Genomic DNA, 20335 nt, shown 5'->3' on the forward strand with positions numbered 1-20335 from the left:
AACGATCATGAAATGGGACGACATCGGCTCGATGCCGTGTTCGGTCGCGCGCACGCTCGCCGTGCTCGGCGACCGCTGGACGATGCTGATCCTGCGCAATGCGTTTCTCGGCCATCGCCGCTTCGAAGCGTTCCAGACGCAACTGGGGCTCACGCGCCACGTGCTCGCGGAGCGGCTCGCGCGGCTCGTCGACGAAGGAATCTTCACGAAGTGCGCGTATCAAGACCGGCCGCCGCGCTTCGAGTACCGACTGTCGCAGAAAGGCCGCGATCTCTATCCGGTGCTGCTCGCGCTCGCCGCGTGGGGCGATCGGTGGAAGGACGACGGCAACGGGCCGCCCGTCGTGCTGCGACACCGGACATGCGGGCACGTGATGCATCCGGTGATGGTGTGCTCCGAGTGCGGGGAGCCGATCGATCCGCAGGACGTCGAGCCGCTGCCCGGGCCCGGCTGGATCGAGCGGCAAGTGGACGAGGTCGGATGACGACGGGCGGCACACGCTCGATGAAGCACGGCGATGGAACCGCCGCGCCGGGCTGAACGCGCGCGAGCAAGCGCGGCGCGGTTGACGTGCGTCGCGTCGCCACGGGATGCCTGCCGCATAGGGATCGCGCTCGCGGAACCCGGCATACCGCCCGGTTCGTCACGCCGTTTCGCGGCTCGCGTCGATCCGAATTCGACCGCTGTCGTTCCGGTCGCGGCAGCCGGCATCTTGGGCAACGGACCGCCCTCCGCTTCCGAAGCGCGGACGATCGCGACCGCGCGCGCCCACTGCATCGGCCTCCGTCGATCGAGATCCACGACGCCCGCGATGATCGACGCGCATCACGCAAAACGCAACGGTTCGGCTGCGAATCATGACCGCGCACGCGAAGGATGTCCGCGCAATCGAATCTCCTTTCGTTCGGCAACCAGATGGATTCGACGGCCGGTCGCCATGATTGTCTATGCGCGCGTGGCAACGGTCACTCGAACATCAAGCAATATATTCGACCGTTGACCATGTTGCCCTGCAACGCCGCCGCGCCTGCCGACGGCGTTCCACAAAATCCGCCCAGGAGGAATATCGAAATGACACGAAAGCCGAGCGCCGCGATCGAAACGGCGCGATTGGTACTCGACGCGCTCGATCAACGAGACGCCGAAAGTCTGTTCGACTATCGCGGCAATCCCGAAGTGTGGAGATATCAGGGCTGGCGTCCGGCCAGCGTCGCGGATTCCCGCGATTTCATCGCACGTCAATCGGGCGTCGCATTCGGCGAGGCCGGCGCGTGGTGCCAGCTCGCGATTCGCAGCAAGCCGACGCGCGAATTGATCGGCGACCTCGGCGTGCATTTTCCCGCAAGCGATACGGAGCCGGTCGAATTCGGCATCTCGCTGAGTCCCGCGCACCAGCGCAAAGGGTACGCGCGCGAAGTCATGACGGCCTGCATCGACCTCGCTTTTCGACAATGGGGTCATCGCAGACTCGTCGCGTCCGTCGATCCTCGCAACACCGCGAGCATGGCGCTATTTCGGGCGCTCGGCTTCCGGCAAGAGGCGCATCACATCGAAAGCTACTGTCTGTGCGGCGAGTGGGTCGACGACGTAATCTTCGCGATGCTCGCGCGCGAGTGGTCCGCGCGTTCCGACAGCGATTCGGATCGGTAGACGTGCGCCTGTCGCAGACGGGCAATGCGCATTCGATCTCGCACCGCGACCGCCGACGATTCGCCGATCTTCCGCCGCTATGGTCGGGGCGAGTCGAACTCGGCGCTGCTTCGGGCATCGCGCGACGGCATCGTCGCTCCGTCACAAGCGCACGTGCGTCGATCGAGTTCGAGTCCGGATTCGGGCAACGCGAGCATCCTCCCTCTTCCCGGCTTCCAACACAAGAAAGTCCGCTCGTCATCCGCCGTCACGAGGCGCATTCGCAAGATGCCCGGCTTCGCGCCGTCGATCGAAGCGGCACTGCGCACAATCTGTGCGAGCGCAGTGCAATCCGAGTGCGGCGATCGATTCCAAGGATTGGGGCGCCGCTGCGGCCGCTCCGGTCGGCCCAAGTCCGGCACGCAAGCGCGCCGATCGCTCGGCCTCGGCCCAGAGGGCTAAGGGAAACTGAGTGTCCCGCCTGGACTGTTGCGGAGGCCGCGCCGCCCGCTCCCCAATAACCGAATGCGACGCGCAGAAACGATCTGGCGACAGGCATGCACGCGCTCCCGCACATGCCGCCGATCCTGCCTGGGCGCACTCGGCTTGCGCCGCAAACTGCCGAATCAACGGCCTCGGCGCTGCCGCTGCCGATCCGCGCGAAGCAACCCGTCGAACGACCACGGCACCCGCGTCTCCAGCACGACACCGCCTCGATTCTTTCAATTTTGAAAGCAATCTCGCCGATTGGGGTAACATATCGCTTCTTGCATTGAGCGATCGCGTCTCGTCATGCGCATCCAGCAAGAATTGCCTGGTGCACGCCGTACCGAAAGGCGCGCGAACAGCTCAGGTTACAAGTCCACTGCTTGCACGCCGGCGACGCGCCGTCATTTGCAACACCCGCTGTGCAATTTGGACTCCTCATGAAGAAAAGACGCAACATCACCTCGTACATCGTGATCGCGATGATCCTCGGCATCGCCGTCGGTTATGGCTGCCATAGCGCGTTCCCGGATCCGCACGTCGCGAAGGAAATCGCCGGCTACGTATCGCTGCTGTCCGACGTGTTCCTGCGTCTCATCAAGATGATCATCGCGCCGCTGGTGTTCGCGACGCTGACGGTCGGCATTGCGCACATGGGCGATACCGGCGCGGTCGGCCGGGTCGGCGTGAAGGCGCTCGGCTGGTTTTTCATCGCGTCGTTCACGTCGCTGCTGCTCGGCCTGCTGGCCGCGACGGTACTGCAGCCGGGCAGCCATCTGAGCCTGCCCCTGCCCGCCACCGATGCCGCCCTCAACCTGAAGACCGGCTCGTTCACGCTGAAGGACTTCGTGACCCACCTGGTGCCGAAGTCGATCGCAGAGGCGATGGCGAACAACGAGATCCTTCAGATCGTCGTGTTCTCGATCTTCTTCGGCACTGCGCTGTCCGCGCTCGGCGACGCAGGCAAGCGCCTGACCGGCGTGATCGAGGATCTCGCACAAGTGATGTTGAAGGTCACCGGCGCGGTCATGTGGTTCGCGCCCGTGGCGGTGTTCGCGGCGCTCGCATCGACGATCACGACGGAAGGCCTCGGCATCCTGCTCACGTTCGCGAAGTTCATGGGCAGCTTCTATCTCGCACTCGCGCTGCTGTGGTGCGTGCTCACGCTCGCGGGCCTCGTGTTCCTCGGCAAGCGCACGTTCTCGCTGATTCGCCTGATCCGCGAACCGTTCCTGCTGTCGTTCGCGACCGCGAGCTCGGAAGCCGCGTATCCGAAGCTGCTCGACGCGCTCGACCGTTTCGGCGTGAACCGCAAGATTTCGAGCTTCGTGTTGCCGATCGGCTATTCGTTCAACCTCGACGGCTCGATGATGTACTGCACGTTCGCCGTACTGTTCATCGCGCAGGTATACGGCATCGATCTGCCGCTCGGCACGCAAATCACGATGCTGCTTCTGCTGATGCTGACGTCGAAGGGCATGGCCGGCGTGCCCAGGGCGTCGCTCGTCGTGATCGCGGCGACGCTCAACCAGTTCAACCTGCCGGAAGCAGGCTTGCTGCTGATCATGGGCGTCGACATGTTCCTCGATATGGGCCGCTCGGCGACCAATGCGGTCGGCAACTCGATTGCGGCCGCCGTGGTCGCGAAGTGGGAAGGCCAGCTCGACGACCCGCGCGACGATGCCGGCTCCGACGGCGGCGCGGCGTCACTCGAGCCGCAGCGGACAACGGAGCGGGTGTAGGGGTGGCGGCCGTGTGAGAGCGGCTGATTCGGTACCGTCATGGCCCGCCTCCGAGGAAAATCAGCAGTTCCGGTCGGCTGTGGCCGGGTGCGCCCGGCCGCAGCACCGCGCGCATAGGTGTGCCTGCGCCGCCGCCCGCTAGCCGAACTCGTGTCGATCGTTTTCGGCAATCCTGAAAAGGCGCGTCACAATCGCGAAATCGGAGTCGAAGTCGGCGTAGGTGGCGGCACCGGCGTCTATGCCGACGGAGCCGGATGCTGCGCGCATACCACCGGCGCTCGCCGGACAATCGCAGAGGGCGGCAATGCACGGCCGCTCGATGCCGCCGGCGAAATCCGCACACGGGCTTCGAGCTTCGGTCGCCGGTTGCAAGTCGATCCGGCGCCCATGACGCCCGACCGAGTGGCACGTCGAGCACGGCCAGGCGCGCACCATCCCGCGGATTCTCGAGTTGGAAGAGCCGGGCATAGGCGAAGAGCGGATGGGGATCGAGACGACTGGATGCGATGTACGCCCATGTCGGTAAGCGCGATCCGGAAACCAAGTGGAAATTCGATGTGAAGTAGGCGCGCGAAGCACGCTCAGCACTCGCCACGCGACGCTCGACGCGTGCGCAATCTGCACCCGAGGGCGAGATGAATCGACACTGACGAAGCCCCAGGGATTTCTCTCTTCGGGACATTCGCTCCGCCGCGATCACGATGAAGCCCCCCCGCGCCGCTCTGCCGACCCCTACGACTTCGGGGTACACACGAACCCGGGCGCAACGCGTCGGTGATCCGACAGGCGAAAGCGGCAAACGCAATGGCACGAATTCGGGAAACCGGGATTGCGCTCCGAAATTCAGATCGCAGAAGGCAAAACAGGCGCCGAAGCGCCCGTTTTGCAATGAAATCTCTGGGGTGGCTGATGGGACTCGAACCCAATTAGGAGGGGCGTAAAGGGGGTTGCCGGGGATGTATACCTTTGATTTTTCTATGATTCATATATTTCGAATGTGATCGATACCCCCTGAATGCCCGCAGTTGTCCCCGAAATTGTCCCCGGGGAGCAGGCGCGCACTGTCGCTCCCACTCGTCCGATCTGCCCCTTCCACTTCTGTGGAAACAAAGGTAACGTCTCACGAACACAACAATCTGGGCTACGGGGCAATGGAGTTCTACTGGGTAAATGTCGAGCTGACAATCAATGAAGTTCTCAGCGGTAGCTTTCTCTGGGCACCGGAACACACCGTGACACAGTCGGGTAAAGTTCAGCACTTGGATCACTGGGACAACGTCGCCAAGATCAAGACCGGGGACATTATCTTCTGCTGCCATAACCAACGCGTTTCGCACATTGCCATGGCGACCGCGGACTCATACTCCGCGTCGAGACCTTCGAGCCGATCCTTCTCTGAATGGACGGCAGAAGGAAATCGCGTCGACGTCGATCTTGTCGAACTGAAGACGCCTCTGTTTCGGGATGAGATTGCGCACGAGTTCATTTCCCAATTTAACGACCGCACAGCGCCATCCCTCTTCACAAGCTCCGGCACCCTGAAGCAGATCTACATGGCGCACCTGCCACAAGATGCCGGCGCCTATTCCTCCCTGAATTCCTCCCCAGACTCGTTCGCCGCAGGCCCCGCAGCCGTCTCGTGGGCCCGAGCGAGCATCAGCACGAGACGGCGTCTTCGACGTTCATCGCGCACGCTAAGCCGATGCGATCGTTCCACTGCCGTTTACGGTACCAGCCTGGACATTTATCCCGCCGCCAAGCAACATGCCAATCGTGTTGCCATTCTTACGCAACCATATTTCCGTTGTCGCGGGCGATGTGACTAGAGTGAAATCTACGTCACCAATTGCTTGCTCCGGCGGCGCCATCCAACCAGAAAGCCATATTACTCCCCCACCAAGCGCAAGCCCCCAAGCCTCTCCATTGAACTTCACCTTACTTCCGTTCGAATAATTAATCGTTGGGTTTGAATAAACCCAAGTGTGAATAAAGGCCGAGGCAAGAGAAAACTGTGATGTCGAGACAGTCTCCGACAGCGAATTAGCACTTGCATCACGCAATGCCGCGCCTTGGTTTTGATCAGCAAGCGTCACGTGATTTTCTAGAGCCCTTCGTGCGATGATCTGATACGCACCGCTTTCCTCTGCAGACGGAGGCACAGAAAAATTCGGTGTTTGCTGAGATTTCTTGTAATCAGACATTTTACGCTCCAAAGTAATTTTCACTCAAACCCAATCAAATCAAATCGAGCAGCAGGGCTCCTCGTAGGAACCACTTAAAAGACTAGGCTTGAATTTTAGATTGTCAAAGCATAAACACGATAATTCGCGCAACACACCAATCAATGTTGCTTATATAGAAATAATATAAAGATTGATTAACTATATTATCGCTTTAGGTTGTGCGTCTCTCGTTGGGCACAACCAACGTCCAAGCATTCTGGTCACCCATTTCGGCTGCGTTACGGAGGCCCTTGCTTTTCCGCGGTGTTCTATACCTATACCAATACCTATACCGTAAGCGGTAGATTTAGCACACCGAATGGAGAATCATTTGCAGCTGACGGGCGAGCGTAGCCGCATCGCGATGGTCGGGATCGACCGACGATGTCCACGTCTGGGTTTCGGTAGTGCGCGCCGACGTGGCGGTCGAAGCGCACTCGGTACGTCAGCTCACGCTTGCCTCGGCTTGCCGCTTCGCGTAGTTGAACGGCAGCAGGTCGCTGATGTCCGCGTCTGTGGCGCGCTGCGGCAATTCGGTCAACACGTGCAACAACCAGGCGTGCGGTTCGACGCCGCAGGCGCGGCATGTAAGCATCAAGCTGTAGACCACCGCGCTCGCCTTCGCGCCGGCGACCGTGTCGCTGAACAACCACGATTTTCTCGCAGTGGCAAACGGCCTGATGTCGCGCTCGATTACGTTGTTATCGAGCGGCAGACGGCCGTCGTCTACGTAGCGGATCAGATACTGCCACTGTCGGCAGCAGTACCCAATCGCCTCGCCGAGCAGACTCTGCGGCAGAACCTTCGGCGCCAGCTCATCGAGCCATGCCTTGAAGGCGGTCAGCAGCGGCACGCTGTGCTGCTGTCGCAGGCGATATCGGTAATCGGTCAGCATTTCGCCTTCAGGCAACGTCTGTTTCGCGAGCGCCTCGACCTGATACAGCGCCTGGAAGAACTCGAGGGCTTTCGTGATGCGGGGGCTCGGCTTGTTCTTCTGGCCCTTGAGCGCGTCTGTAAACAGCCTCCTCGCGTGCGCGAGGCATCCGAGGTGCTTCGCTGTCTTGATCGTGCGCCAGGCGGGCCAGCCGCCCGTCATCAGCGTGCCCGCGTAGTCGCCGAGGAAGGCACGCGGATGCTCCCCACCACGCCCAGGTTGATACTCGAACAGCACGACCGGCTGATCGCTATCCGCCGCGCTCCGGTATACCCACATATACGAGGTGTCCTGCGCCTTTCGATTCTGTTCCTTGAGCACTTGGACCGTGGTCTCATCGCCGTGGATCAACCACTGGCCGCGCAGAATCTGCTTGAGGGCATCGTAGATCCGTTTGTAATGCAGCTCGGCCGGGCGGATGATCCAGTTCGCCAGCGTGCCGCGGCTGACCGCAATGTTCGAGCGCGCGAACACATCCTCCATCCGATACAGCGGCGTGCCGTCGACGTACTTGCCTGCCGTGACGGCTGCGATCATCGACGGACTGGCATGGCTGCCCGGCAGGGGCTGCGCCGGCATCGGCGCGACCACGATCGGCGTGCGCACGCCATGGCGTTCGCAGTGTCGGCACGCATATTTGGCACGCGCGTGCTGCAGCACGGACACCTTGACCTCCATGTGCAGTTGCTCGCTGACGTCCTCGCCCATGCGGTGCAGTGCCTTGCCGCAGCACGGGCAGGTCTTCTGGTCTTCGGGCAGATCGTGCTCGATGCGCTCGCGCGGCAGATCCGCAGGCAGCGGCTTGCGGCCGCGCTTACGGGGCTCGGGCTTGTCGAGCTCCGGTAATCCGGTGTCCGGCAGCGAAGGCACGTCACTGTCGTCTGCGCCGTCTGGATCGGCGTCGGCGGCATCTTCGGCCTCGTTGAACACGCGGTCCTTGCGCTTTTCGCTCTTTGGCGCGTACTGTCGGGCCAGTGCGAGACGATATTGCTCTTCCAACGCGTCGAGGCGCTTGGTCAGTTCGTCGATCCTGGCATCGCGCTCGGCGAGACCTGCTTCGAGTTCGTGGATATAGACCTTGGCGGCCTGCGGCAATCGGGCGAGATCGGCTTTCATGCGCTTCACGATAGCGAAGCGCGGCGTCGCACAGGTTTACGGAGATGTGTAACAGCCGGGACGGCCGTTGTTCGCCAACGACGTTCGCGATACCGCTCCTCAACTCGTGAAGCAGTACTGTCGTGCGGGATGTGGACGCAGCGCGTCGAGATCGACGCCGTCGAGCAGCAGATGGAGCTGGTCGACCGTGAGCTCGATCACGGCCTGCTGACGACGGGGCCAGGCGAAACGATCCACCTCGAGCCGTTTCAACATCAGCCAGAAGCCGGCACGGTCATAGAGCAACAGCTTTACCCGATCCCGTTTCCGGTTGTGGAATCCGAAGACGGCTCGTGCGAGCGGATCGAGCTGCATCGACTGTTCGACTATCGTCACCAGCGTATTCAGTCCAGCGCGGAAGTCGATCGGCTCGCGATGCAGGTAGATCCGCAGGTCGTTGTCGAAGCGGAACATCAGCCCGCTCCCAGCGCGGCAATCATCGCAGTGACCAGCGAGGTGTCTCGCCCAGAGCATTCGAGCTCGAGCACGACACCGTTAGGCAGTGTCGCCGACAAGCGCGCCAGTGGTGCAGCTCGCGGCGACGGACGGGGCGGATCTCGTTGCAGCAACGGCTGCGGGGCTGGTAGTGCTGTGTCCGCAGGAGTCGATGCCGGTGACTCGTCGATCAAGACGACCGGCACGAAGGCTGACGGTGCTTGCGCGATAGCATCATGTGAAACGCCGGCAACTTCCCGTCGCTCTTCCAGTTGCACCCATTTGCGCAACTGGTTCGCATTGACCCCAGACTTCAGCGCCAGACCAGCCAATGACGCGCCCGGCCGGCGGCAGGCTTCGATCAACTTACGCTTGCCCTCCGGATCGTATCGATGCTTGCCATCCGCGCACGTCCGGGTCACGCGCAGAGGGAGAACGTCAAAGTCAGTGTCGGTCATCATCTGCGTCCGCAATTCAAGTCTGCGGACGCAATCGTGGATCGATTCGGCAGCGCAGCCTAGGTGCGGAGAATTTCGCGCTTACGGAACACCACTACTGAGGGGCGCGACAAATGGCGGAAGCCATAAGCCCCCAAACGATTCGAGCGAGCGACCTACAGCTTAGAAGAACGGCAGTTTGAAAATTGACACCAACGGAACAACAACAAAATCAAAGAAATGCAGCGATCACCACCACCTATTCGCTGCGCTTCCGGTGCCTATTCTTGCCTTTTCGCGACGATTCTCGTCAAGATTTTGTCAAGGTGACAGAAGCCTGCTGTTGGCTGTTTAGAGGGAACATCGCGCCGAATGACCCTACGCTCTATTTTCTGCTTCCGCTGTCGTCGCCGAGGTCCTTAATGCGCTTCTTAAGCTTCTGGTTCTGAATTACGAGCAGCGCGAGAGCAATCAGCGTCGCGACTGGAAAGAACCACTCGCCGGAGTAATGGAGCAGCGCCCATGCGACCGCGGCAATCACGATGGCGAAGGCGATCAGCGCCAATCTATCGGTCAGCCAGCTCATGCTGCTGCTCTCCCTACAACCTGCGTGCGAAACGCGAACGCGCGTGCGCCCGGGACTGGCCAAAGCACCTCGGGGTGCGTCTGGATCGCGCGATATACGCTTGGCGGCAGCGACACGCCCTTCCGCGCTGCCCATTGGCGCACGGACGATGTCGCCGCGACCTTGTTGCTGCACGTAATTGACGCGTCGGTCGCGACGATCAGGCTACCGACGACCGCGCCGGCGTAAAACGCGCCGCCGCACGCCGACACGACGGCAAGCATCTCAAGCCCCGTTGTGGCGCCGATCAGTTCGGCGACCGTCGCCCCGGGGCCGAGTGCCTTCAGCGTACCGAGGATCGTTGTCAGCGTACCAGTAGCCGTCTGCAGCGTTCCGAATAGGCTCGCGGGCGCTGGTAACCCAAGCGCCTCCATGTTGGACTTGAACGCCTGATAGAAGCTCGCGCATTTCGCCATATGGATTTCTCCAGAGGAATGCCGTGGATTCTATCAGCCTTGCGCGGACGGTCCAGCCGTTCGTCCAAAGGTTGACCGCGGCAGCGGCTCAGTTGACATGTCGTCGGCCGAATAGAGCTGTAGCATCACATCGCGCGAATTGAATCGACGTTTTTCGTGTGCCGCACCCTCGCAGCAATCGTCGGCACGTGAGATGACGGCCGACCGCAATCGCCCCACAAGAGACGGTCGCAACTCTCTTTAACGGTCGTTCACAAAAGTTTCGGTGCGGAACGTGACTCTTGGTGTCAGCCCTTCACGCCAATCTCTCGGCAACCGGTACCGCGGCGGCGTCTGCGAACAGGACTTCACTGATGCTTTCGTCACCGATTGTCGTGCGACATTTCCGTGGGTTTTGGGCAGGGCACGACTTGGGGACTGAATCCCATATCTTGCCGCGCATATTGTGTCCACATACCGGACAGGTTGCCTCCCACCCACAGATAACTTTCGTTATCCGGTAGCGACTTACTCTCATGAGGTTTGCTACCAGCGTCACTTGCTTATCAACGTCGAAGGTATCCCAAGGCTCAGGAGTGACGCCCCCCCTTATAAGATCGAGGAGTCGATAAGTTCGAGTTCGGTGTGACTCACCAGTCCCGCGATCTTTGACGGACGTCGTGAAATATTCGATGCGATAGTTATTCTCTGGAGAATCCAGGACGATTTTCAGCTCCGTATTTTCCAGGAGGCGCCGGATAGCGTAAACGTCAGGGGTGTCAGTCAGCATGATGGAAAATCCCACTCGAAAGCACGGCGTTTATCCCGAAAAATTGACGATACGAAGGAAATCGCTTTCCTTTAAGATTCGAATTGCCTGGCCTTTGGCTATCAATTCTTCAGCCTTTTGGTGCTTGAGACTTTTCTCGTGTCCCGCCAACCGTTGAATATCTTGGTCACTGGATTTGCCCCTGTACCTCCGGACACCGCCTCACACTTGAGTTGATGAATCGGTGCTGCGCCTGAACTCGCGTGGCGAGCGGTACTTCAGCGCGCTATGAGGGTGCTGCTCGTTGTAATGCTCGAAAGCGACGGCGAGATTGCGCGCTGCGGTTGCTGCATCTGGCTTCGGCATGAAGGCGACATAGTCACGCTTCATCGTTTTCACGAAGCTTTCCGCCATGCCGTTACTTTGCGGGCTGCACACCGGTGTGGTCAATGGTTTCAAACCAATGTCAGATGCAAAGGTCCTGGTTTTCTCCGCCGTATAACCCGAGCCGTTGTCCGTCAGCCATTCAATTTCAGCCGGGGCCTTCGGGACGTTGCCAAAGCGCTTTTCGACGGCTGCCAGCATGACGTCGCGCACCACATCGCCACTGTGGCCACCGGTTGTCGCCACCCAGCTCATCGCCTCACGGTCACAGCAATCCAAAGCGAACGTGACACGCAGCGGCTCACCGTTGTCGCAACGAAACTCGAAGCCGTCCGAGCACCAGCGCTGGTTGCTCTTCGCCACCGCGACCTTGCCATCATGTCGGCGCTGCGGGCGTGGAGGGAGCGCTTTGGGCTGTAGCAGCAGGCCGTGAACGCGCATTACCCGGTACACCCGTTTGGCATTGACGGGGGCCGCGCTCTGGTTCTCCCGCTGCCGACGTAACAGGCCCCACACACGACGGTAGCCGTAGCTCGGCAGGTCAGCGACGCTCAGCCGAATTTCTTCGACCAGACCGGCGTCGTCGGTCCTTCTGGCCGTACGCCCGTCTCGCCAGTCTGCCGGCCGTGCCAGCCTGTCCGCCACATTCGAGCGCGCTACACCGAGAACGTCACAGACCCGCTTCACTGGTCGTCCCCTGGCAATGAGGGTGAGCGCGCAATCCATTTTCGCGACTTCGCCACCTCCACCGCCTCACGAAGAATCTCGTTCTCCATGGTCTTCTTTCCGAGCAGTCGCTGAAGCTCCCTGATTTGTTTGAGTGCGTCGCTCAGCTCCGACGCCGGCACGACTTCCTCGCCGGCACTGACAGCCGACAGGCTGCCGTCCTGATATAGCTTGCGCCAGTGAAACAGCTGATTCGGATTGACGCCGTGCTGGCGTGCAACCATCGAGACCGACTTGTTCGGCTCGAAACTCTCTCGCACCATCGCCAGCTTCTCTTCCGCTGACCACCGCCGCCGGCGCTCCGGCCCCGTCAACACTTCCATCACTTCTTGCTTGTTGTTAGTCAAAAACACAGTCGTGTGCCTACCCGCTATTTTAAGTGGGAGACTGTGTCCGGTGATTCAGGGGGCCGCTCCAGTCACCAACGACTAGAAGTGTTGTTGTTTTCCGTACGCTCGCCACAACATCACATCCGGCCATGGCCGCAAGCGCTGCGGCCTCGCGGCGTAGCAGCGTGAGCGTTCCGGTGAATACCATTTCTTCTCCCGCAAGCACGCCATCAGGATTGCCCTTCATCGCGATTGGCTTGGCTGAGCTTGCATCGATTGGCTGATGAACGCGAGTCATCCAAGTATCAAGCCCAACGCCTGTTGTTCTGATTGCCTGGAGAAGGACCTCCCCGGCAGCCCGCGCATCCTCAACGGCATCATGGGCGGTGAAGGATATCCCCAACGTATTGCACACGTTGGTTAGCCCGTACCCCGCACGCGACCACTGCGCCCACGCGCGGCGGACAACGCGGGCCGAATCAAGCCACTGGCAGGAAACGGCAGTGAGATTGTGCTTCGCGATGGCCTGGAACAACGCCGTTCGATCAAATGACGTATGACTTACCACGACTTGATCTCGCAGGCGGTCCAGCATCGCAGCGTAGATTTGTTGGAATGTGGGCGCGTCTTTGACTGTAGTTTCATCGATTCCGTGAATATCGATGTTAATCCAGTCGAAGTAGTCCTGCGGATTTACCAAAGAGCCCCAACTTTCAACGATACTTCCATCCTCAAACGTAACCAAGCCTACCTGACAAATGCTGGCAAGATCAGCATTTGCTGTTTCAAAGTCAACGGCAACGAATTTCTCAGGCATGATAGGCGGACGCCACTGGTGCAATTTCACTTGAAAATTTGCAGCGATTCAAAAGCACTGGCTTGCCTCCTTCATCGCGTAAATGCGAGGACTGATTTGATTCGAGTTTCGTGAAATGCGGACACCATCGTGCAAAAAAGCCTGTCGAAACCCAACTCTCGCGAGCCGTCCATTTTCTTTACGTTCCTCGCACGCTGACACAGCATCATTGTGTTTAACGGCACACGACGGACGATCTTTAGCCGCGAGTTGGCGAAAACGTGGCGTGGGTCGCCCACTTTGAGCGACCGTTTCTGGCCGGAATCGGTCCCACGATGAACTTCCGTAACCGACCCACTCCGGTCAGACAACGTGCTCCAAACCGGTCAGTCGGCCAATTTCAAGTTTGCGGACTGGAATGCCAGTAAGCGGCCGTTGGCGACCTCACCCAATCGGCCACTTTGAGTCGGTCGCACAAGATTCGCAAACGTCCCTTGCACACCTGTTACGCGACATTCGCGCGCTTCGGCGACGTCCTGTCCGTAGCTCGAAGATACAAGTCAACTGATCGGCACTGCCCGCAGCGACTGCGCACCGCGCTGTCGCGCCGTGCCGATCTGGGCAGAATCAACATCGAAACACGCCTGCCAAAACTAACAACATGGATCGGTAAAGGCCAGCTCGACTACTGTTGCAAGCATCATGGCAGCCGCGTTGGCAGGAGGCGGCTCGACCTTGGTGGGGCGGTAGATCGCTTCCCCCGCGGCGATGTCCTGTCCGCTCAAGGCGCATATACCCGATCGTTTGGCTGTAGCAAGGCGCCAAACCTGTTCGCCGTACCTGCAACCTCGGGAGTCGCTCCACGATACGGTGGCCGTTCGTGGACTGGGTCGATCGAGCAGCGCGATCGCAACGTCGCCATTCCTGCTCGGCAGACGGCTCGATCCGTGCGAATCGACTATATGCCTGACTCGAGCCATCAATTGATGCGCGCATCCCGCATCGAGTTGGCCGACAGTGCGCTGCCATGCAATGTCGGCCGTCACGTATTGATCCATGGGTACTCCCCTCAAAAGTGAGGTGGCGTTTAGCTCAGCCGTATCTTCGGCCGTACGAGGCCGTTGATCCGCTCGGCGGTCCACAGCGTCATGGCCTTGCCGAAACCGTGCAAAGCCTGCTGATGTTGCCGGTAGAGCATGGCGTGACTGAGCTGCGCGAATCGGCCCTTGATAAACCCGCCACGGAAGAACCCGAACTGCCCGAGCGTCCCAAAAGCGTTGTAGTCGCTCAGCGATACCAGCGCGCCGAAGTCTTGGAATGCAAAGTCGGGCAATGAGCCGCCGCCGAGCCAGGCCGGCAAGTGCTTTGCGAGATGTTGTGCCTGTTGCGTGGCGACCTGCGCCGTGGGTGCGAGAGGACGTTCATTGCCGGCGAGCGTCAACGTCGAGCAATCGCCGAGAGCGAATAGTGTGTCGTCGTCCTGCGACTGCAGGGTTGGCCTGACAGTGATCTGATTGGAACGATTGCTCTCGATCCCATCCAGTTTGCTCAGAAAATCAGGGGCCTTGACGCCCGCCGCCCATACCATCAAATCCGCCGGCTGCTGGCTGCCGTCGCCCAACCGGAGTCCATCGGGTTCGGCGGCGGTCACTCGCGTGCCCGTTCGCACCGTGAAACCAATATGCCGCAACTGTGCCTCGCTGGATTCCGACACCGCCGGCGGAAACGCCGTCAGTACGCGCGGTGCGCTTTCATAAAGGGTGAGGTTCAGGCGTGAGCGGATGTGGGGGTCGCCATAGCTCGCGGCCACCTCGAGCAGGCGGCTCAATTCTGCCGCCAGTTCGACGCCGGTCGCGCCAGCGCCGACGATCGACACGCGCAACGGGCTATTTGTCACAACGCTCTGGAATATGCGGATACGCAATGCTTCGTTGAAGACTTCGGCCTGCGCCTGGCTGTCGATGAAATGGCAATGATCGAGTACGCCTGGCGTGCGGAAGTCGTTGGCGCGACTGCCTAACGCGAGAATCAGCACATCGTATTCGACCGTGCGTGGGCCGATCACGATCTCACCCGAAGGCGAACGCAGTTCAGCCAGCTTCACGACGCGCGCATTGCGATCCAGGCCTTCCATTTCGCCTGGCTGGTAGTTGAAGCCGTGGTCGCGGGCGTGGGCGAGATAGATGACCTGCTGCTGCTGGACATCGCGAGTGCCTGCCGCGATCGTGTGCAGCATGGGCTTCCAGATATGGGTTGCGCTTTTGTCGATCAACGTGACCTGAGCGCGGCCGCTGCGGCCAAGTGCGTCGCCCAGCCTGGTCGCGAGCAGAAGTCCAGCGATACCGCCGCCGACGATGACGATCCGGGTGGTCTGGTGCATTGCGAAATATTCTACGAGTGATGAATTAATGCGATGCTACGGTTTCGCTGGGTTCATGTCAAACCGGCGCCACCGATATTCGCGGTGCGGCACCCGTTAAAATTCTGAGCTCTCCTTGAACACGATCTACCGTCGCCGATGAAACACCCTACCGATCAAGCCCAGTGCGCCACGACGAATCCCACGCCGCGTCGATCGCGCGGCCGTCCAGCGTGCAGCGACGCGGGCGGCGCTGACGCATTGCTTCGCAGCGCCCGAGGGGCGTTCGCCAGGAGCGGCTATGAGGCGGCAAGCGTGCGCGAAATCGCCAGGGCGTCGGGTGTCGACCCCGCGCTGGTCGCGCATCACTACGGCTCGAAAGAAGCGCTATGGATCGCCGTGGTGGACCAGATCGCCGACGAAGCGGCTCCCATGGTCGCGAAGATCGCCGCCTTACGGGAGAGTTCAGGTCCAGGACCGCGAGCGCGCGTCGAGAGCGCCGTGTCGATACTGATCGACCAGGTGTTTCTGACGCCAGACGTTGGCATGTTTTTTTCGACTGCCGCAACCGAAACTGGAGAGCGCCTTGACCTGCTGATCGAGCGGGTGGTGCGGCCGTTTCGTGACGCGTTCGTACCGTTGCTCATCGATGCGATCGACGCAGGTGAGATTTCGCGGCAGGATCCCGACATCATGTTCACGATGCTCGCCAATGGCATCAGCAAAACTGTCGCCTATAGCCATGTGCTGAGTCCGTTCTCTTCCTTACCGCGGCACGCCAAGAAATTCAAACGTGCCGTTCTGACGACTGCTTTAGCCATGCTCGGCTGAACCGCTGCGACCCGGACGCCGCTCGCGCAAATCGCCGCAAAGCGGTCCTTCAGATATTGTCGGTGAGCGACCGAGTTGGGTCGAGGCTGTGTGAAAACGCATTGATCGCCTAAAAAGCTCTAACAAAATGAGTGTCGGGGGCTGTTAACCCGCCGCGCATTTTGTTAACCTCTTCGTTGTTTCGCTGATGAGGAGGCCATGGCTAAACCAATACTCGATGACGAACTGTGGTCACTGATCCAACCACTGCTGCCTCCACCGAAGCCACGCCGTACGCGATACCCGGGCCGCAAGCCGCTCGACGATCGCGCCGTGCTGACCGGCATCCTGTTCGTGCTGCAATCCGGTATTCCCTGGGAAATGCTTCCGCAGGAAATGGGCTGCGGCTCGGGCATGAGCTGCTGGCGCAGACTACGCGACTGGCAACAGGCGGGTGTCTGGGACCGGCTGCACGAAGTATTGCTGGCCAAACTTCGTGCAGCCGATCGCATCGACTGGTCGCGTGTGGTTATCGATTCGTCCTCCATTCGTGCAGTGGGATCGGGTCAAAAACAGGACCCAATCCCACCGATCGGGCGCGACCCGGTTCAAAGCACTATCTCGTTACCGAAGCGCAGGGCATCCCGTTCGCGCTGATCCTCACGGGTGCCAATCGCAACGACGTCACCCAACTGCTGCCTCTGATCGAGGCCATTCCGCCCATTCGTGGCAAGCGCGGGAGGCCTCTGTCAAAGCCCCTCGTTGTGCAGGCCGATCGCGGTTACGACCACGACAAATATCGTAAGCCCTTGCACGCTGCCGGTATCGCCACGCAGATCGCACGCCGTGGTGAGCCCCACGGCAGCGGCCTCGGCAAGACCCGGTGGGTTGTCGAGCGCACCTTCGCGTGGCTGCACAACTTCAGACGCCTGCGCATTCGATTCGAGCGCCTTGCCTCCATACACGAGGCGTTCATGAAAATCGCCGCCTGCATCATCTGCTGGCGACACCTTCAAAAATCATTCTGTTAGCGCTTCTTAGCGGAGGCGACATTGGAGAGTCCATCTGAACCTACGGGCGAGCGGCAGCTCATTGCCGCCTCGAGGCAATACTACAGTCAATTTGCTCGCCGGAAACCGGCCATTGCGCGGGGACGGACGAAACCTCGGCCATGCAAATTGGATAGACGCCTCGACCGGCGGCTCCTGGCCAGAATCGGTCCCACGATGAACTTCCGTAACCGACCCTGTACGGCCGTCCGAGGCATCCACCACGCAATGGCAGCGTTGCAGACCAAACAGCCATTATCAACGCCTTAGAGACGGTTTCATAAAGACTGCTGATTCCGCTGCAAGGTGTTCCAGCAGATCAAGCAGCAACCGAGTTTGAGGAGTGCACCGTGAATGTCGGCGCGGCGCTCGAAACGAATACGGAGGCGACGGAAGTGGTGCAGCCAAGCATGCGTGCGTTCGACAACCCACCGATATTTGCCCAGGCCGCTGCCATGTTCGGTGCGGCGTTTGGCAATTACCGGCTCGATGCCGCGATTGCGCAACGCTCGTCGATGTCGCTCGGAGTCGTAACCGCGATCGGCGTAGACCACGCGCGGTCTGCGCAGTGGGTGGCCGCGCAATCCGCGAATCGGCGGAATCGCGTCGATCAGCGGCAGCAATTGCGTGACGTCGTTGACGTTCGCCCCGGTCAGGATCGCGGCGAGCGGGGTGCCGTTGGCGTCGGTGACGATGTGGTGCTTGGAACCGGGTCGCGCGCGATCGGTAGGGTTTGGCCCAGTTTTTCGCCTGCCCCAACGGCGCGAATCGATGATGAATCGACGGCGGCTCGTGAGAAGTCGATCTGGTCCGCTGCGCGCAGCTTTGCGAGCAGTAGCTCGTGCAAGCGATCCCACACGCCGGCTGCTTGCCAATCGCGCGGCCGTCGCCAGCATGTCACGCCCGAGCCGCATCCCATCTCGGCCGGCAGATCGCGCCAGCGCAGTCCGGTCTTGAGAACGAACAGGATGCCAGTCAGCGCGGCGCGATTCGAAACAGGCAGGCGGCCCGGGTTCTTCTCGCGCCGTGGCTTGGGTGGCGGCAGTAACGGCTCGATCAGTGTCCACAATTCATCGTCGATGATCGGTTTGGCCATCTCCTCGGTCTCGGTTGTTCCGGTGCCTGAGGTTAACAGCTCGCCGCGAAAGTTAACAGCCCCACTTGGCCTTTTTGAAACCGTCTCTTAGCGAGGCTTGCGGAGCACATCGAGGCGTGTTGCGGACTGCCCCCTTGCTGCGTTAGCGATGAGCGGACAGGAACCTCCTACGGTCAGCTGACTTGGTACCGCACTGCCACGGGTCGCAAATGAACCGCTTTTCAAATCCGGCACGTAAGCGGCCACCTCTGCGGCAACCCGGCACTTCTATGCGTCCTGCCAGCGGTCCGCAAAATCCCCGATGCGCAATCCAGAAGAACGTGGCACATTGCGCCGCCCTCCCGCTGTTTGACAATAAAAATTCGTATCAACCGAGAAACGTTTTATGACGCGAGGCGCACCGCCCGTCGACATCAGACATATCCCGCGGTGTATTTTATAGATGATTTCTACAAACCGCATAATAGAGTTAGCAAGCGCTAAAATGCTCGAATTATTAGGCTACAAGACAGCGCACGTAGGTGTTTAAAAAACTACTCTTGCACCACTTTGGGACCCGAGACGGTTTTCGCTGCTATCTGGTGCATTAATAGGCTGTTTGGAAATGAAACTATTTTCAAGAATTTTCGCTGACGAATACTCCGTCCTTCTTCGCTCGCGCCAGCGTGACGTCTGTTTTGTGGATGGCATGCTTGCTGCTCGGGTCTTGCCAAGTTGGCAGGAGTCCTAGGCCGACGTGGCGCGAAACATCATTTCGCCAGAACTGCAGCCCAGAAGCACCTTACCGAGTCATTGGATGGCTTCGACTTTATGCACTGGTTTGACGGTGTCCAGTGTGTCGAATCGACGGATATCGCACCGGTAGTAAGCAGTACGACAAGCGCAGTAAAGCACCGTAGCTCGTGTTGCATGTGCATACAGTTATTCTGGGCAGTTGCCTTTTTTGGGGCCGTCTCGAACGATGGCATAAGGAGTCCATGATGAAAAAGCTGAAGTACAGTCGCTCATTGGTGCTGGCAGCAACCGCCGTTCTTCTTGGTATTTCAGCTGCACCGCCCGCCTTTGCTCAAAGCTCTGCGGTCTATCCGCCGGGTACGACGGCTATAGGACTGAGCTATGGCGATTTGTCCGCAGCGTGGTGGCAATGGCTGTTTGCGATACCGACCGGACCGGGAACCGACCAAAACCCGCAGGACCAAGGTTCAGGCTCAGTCAATTGCAGCATTAATCAAACGGCGCCGGTATTATTCCTCACCGGTAGCGGTTCAGGAACGGCCGTCAACCGCACGTGCTCGAGCAACATTTCCACAACAACGTCTTTTCTTTTTCCGCTCATCAATGTTGAATGTTCCACCCAAGACCAGCCTCCGTTTCACTGCACCGATGCGGCGTCGTGCCGCCGGTGTGCGGAAAGTTTCGCGAATCTCATTGACCCGAGTAGTTTGACCGCCTCGGTCGATGGCATATCGCTGCTTAATCCCCCTACTCAGAACTTTCGGGCCGAATCGCCGTTTTTCAATTTTACGACGCCAAGCAATAATATCCTCGGTTCGAAAGGCGGGCCCGGCATGTCAGTCAGCGACGGATACTGGGTCATGCTCAAGCCGCTGCCTCCAGGGAAGCACACTGTCACGTTTAGAGGCAGCATCCCTTCTTTCAATTTCACGCAGAACGTCACATATACCATCACCGTGTCGCAGTAAATGCGCAAAGCCGGGCGGGGTGGCTCTGCTTGCGGTTAAACCGGACATTCGCAACTGCCGAGGGACGAACGTTCGGAACGCACCCTGAAGCCGCCCCTCGCACGCCGATACCCGAACGTCAGCCATGGCCGACAAAGCAACGTTCGTCGTCGCAATCCGAGTGGCTGCTTGCTGGGAGGAGCCGACGTCTGAACGTCCAAGTGAAGGTACGAGCGAACGACGGCTCATGGCCGGCAAGCGACCGCGCGCCGGCC

General features: G+C 60.0%; 18 protein-coding genes. 6 read left to right on the top strand and 12 right to left on the bottom strand.

Annotated features, from left to right (window positions below):
* Window positions 1-7: 7 nt before the first annotated feature.
* From BG90_RS17415 to BG90_RS17430, 3 genes are all read left to right on the top strand, one after another.
* Window positions 8-484: a winged helix-turn-helix transcriptional regulator gene (locus BG90_RS17415; protein ID WP_010103920.1), complete on the top strand. Its 477-nt coding sequence runs from the start codon at window positions 8-10 to the stop codon at window positions 482-484.
* A gap of 392 nt (window positions 485-876) precedes the next feature.
* Window positions 877-1650 carry a GNAT family N-acetyltransferase gene (locus tag BG90_RS17420; protein WP_232288879.1) on the top strand — a complete coding sequence of 258 codons (774 nt, stop codon included), beginning with the start codon at window positions 877-879 and terminating at the stop codon, window positions 1648-1650.
* A gap of 905 nt (window positions 1651-2555) precedes the next feature.
* Window positions 2556-3857, top strand: a complete 1302-nt coding sequence (locus BG90_RS17430; RefSeq protein ID WP_010115640.1) for a dicarboxylate/amino acid:cation symporter — start codon at window positions 2556-2558, stop codon at window positions 3855-3857.
* A gap of 138 nt (window positions 3858-3995) precedes the next feature.
* Here the strand turns inward: BG90_RS17430 and BG90_RS35260 are convergent, their stop codons facing one another.
* The 11 genes from BG90_RS35260 to BG90_RS17470 all read right to left on the bottom strand — a co-directional run bounded on the left by BG90_RS35260 (window position 3996) and on the right by BG90_RS17470 (window position 15444).
* Window positions 3996-4292: a hypothetical protein gene (locus BG90_RS35260; protein ID WP_050814374.1), complete on the bottom strand. Its 297-nt coding sequence runs from the start codon at window positions 4290-4292 to the stop codon at window positions 3996-3998.
* Window positions 4293-5551: 1259 nt separating this feature from the next.
* Window positions 5552-6058: a hypothetical protein gene (locus BG90_RS33140; protein WP_081464402.1), complete on the bottom strand. Its 507-nt coding sequence runs from the start codon at window positions 6056-6058 to the stop codon at window positions 5552-5554.
* 466 nt (window positions 6059-6524) lie between these two features.
* Window positions 6525-8129, bottom strand: coding sequence for an IS66 family transposase (gene tnpC / locus BG90_RS17435; protein WP_025989824.1), 1605 nt, complete (start codon window positions 8127-8129; stop codon window positions 6525-6527).
* A 99-nt stretch (window positions 8130-8228) separates the two neighbouring features.
* On the bottom strand, window positions 8229-8582 hold the full coding sequence (gene tnpB, locus BG90_RS17440; RefSeq protein WP_010107948.1) for an IS66 family insertion sequence element accessory protein TnpB: 354 nt from the start codon (window positions 8580-8582) through the stop codon (window positions 8229-8231).
* Entirely contained in the window at window positions 8582-9064 is a 483-nt protein-coding gene (tnpA, locus tag BG90_RS33145; RefSeq protein ID WP_414629721.1) for an IS66-like element accessory protein TnpA, read from the bottom strand. Before tnpA ends, tnpB begins: the two co-directional genes overlap by 1 nt.
* A gap of 361 nt (window positions 9065-9425) precedes the next feature.
* Window positions 9426-9626, bottom strand: coding sequence for a hypothetical protein (locus BG90_RS17445; protein WP_010112228.1), 201 nt, complete (start codon window positions 9624-9626; stop codon window positions 9426-9428).
* Complete coding sequence (locus tag BG90_RS17450) at window positions 9623-10081, bottom strand: hypothetical protein (RefSeq protein ID WP_010112230.1); 459 nt, start codon at window positions 10079-10081, stop codon at window positions 9623-9625. The genes BG90_RS17445 and BG90_RS17450 overlap by 4 nt, the downstream gene beginning before the upstream one ends.
* Window positions 10082-11051: 970 nt before the next feature.
* Window positions 11052-12262, bottom strand: a protein-coding gene (locus tag BG90_RS17455; RefSeq protein ID WP_085970860.1) for an IS3 family transposase whose coding sequence is annotated in 2 segments (ribosomal slippage) — window positions 11052-11956 and window positions 11956-12262 — 1212 coding nt in all. Because the reading frame shifts where the segments join, the coding sequence is not laid out codon by codon here.
* Window positions 12263-12314: 52 nt separating this feature from the next.
* Window positions 12315-13085 carry an exonuclease domain-containing protein gene (locus BG90_RS17465; protein WP_232355069.1) on the bottom strand — a complete coding sequence of 257 codons (771 nt, stop codon included), beginning with the start codon at window positions 13083-13085 and terminating at the stop codon, window positions 12315-12317.
* Between the two features lie 632 nt (window positions 13086-13717).
* Window positions 13718-14122 (bottom strand): DUF3331 domain-containing protein, encoded by a 405-nt coding sequence (locus tag BG90_RS33150; RefSeq protein WP_232288977.1) that lies wholly within the window; start codon window positions 14120-14122, stop codon window positions 13718-13720.
* Window positions 14123-14151: 29 nt separating this feature from the next.
* Entirely contained in the window at window positions 14152-15444 is a 1293-nt protein-coding gene (locus BG90_RS17470) for an NAD(P)/FAD-dependent oxidoreductase (protein ID WP_010121077.1), read from the bottom strand.
* Window positions 15445-15582: 138 nt separating this feature from the next.
* On the opposite strand from BG90_RS17470, the gene BG90_RS17475 reads away from it, so the two are divergent.
* The gene (locus tag BG90_RS17475) at window positions 15583-16254 is read left to right on the top strand and encodes a TetR/AcrR family transcriptional regulator (protein ID WP_025990429.1); all 672 of its coding nucleotides are present in this window, start codon (window positions 15583-15585) and stop codon (window positions 16252-16254) included.
* A 198-nt stretch (window positions 16255-16452) separates the two neighbouring features.
* Window positions 16453-17264, top strand: a protein-coding gene (locus BG90_RS33155) for an IS5 family transposase (protein WP_181911576.1) whose coding sequence is annotated in 2 segments (ribosomal slippage) — window positions 16453-16801 and window positions 16801-17264 — 813 coding nt in all. Because the reading frame shifts where the segments join, the coding sequence is not laid out codon by codon here.
* Window positions 17265-17560: 296 nt separating this feature from the next.
* Here the strand turns inward: BG90_RS33155 and BG90_RS33160 are convergent.
* Window positions 17561-18378 (bottom strand): IS5 family transposase gene (locus BG90_RS33160; RefSeq protein ID WP_107950810.1). Its coding sequence is split into 2 segments (ribosomal slippage): window positions 17561-18030 and window positions 18030-18378, totalling 819 coding nucleotides; the frame shifts between segments, so codons are not numbered across the junction.
* Window positions 18379-19358: 980 nt separating this feature from the next.
* On the opposite strand from BG90_RS33160, the gene BG90_RS35270 reads away from it, so the two are divergent.
* Window positions 19359-20081: a hypothetical protein gene (locus BG90_RS35270; RefSeq protein ID WP_124072273.1), complete on the top strand. Its 723-nt coding sequence runs from the start codon at window positions 19359-19361 to the stop codon at window positions 20079-20081.
* Window positions 20082-20335 lie beyond the last annotated feature (254 nt).

The organism is Burkholderia oklahomensis C6786 (assembly GCF_000959365.1).
In the GTDB taxonomy this organism is placed as follows: domain Bacteria; phylum Pseudomonadota; class Gammaproteobacteria; order Burkholderiales; family Burkholderiaceae; genus Burkholderia; species Burkholderia oklahomensis.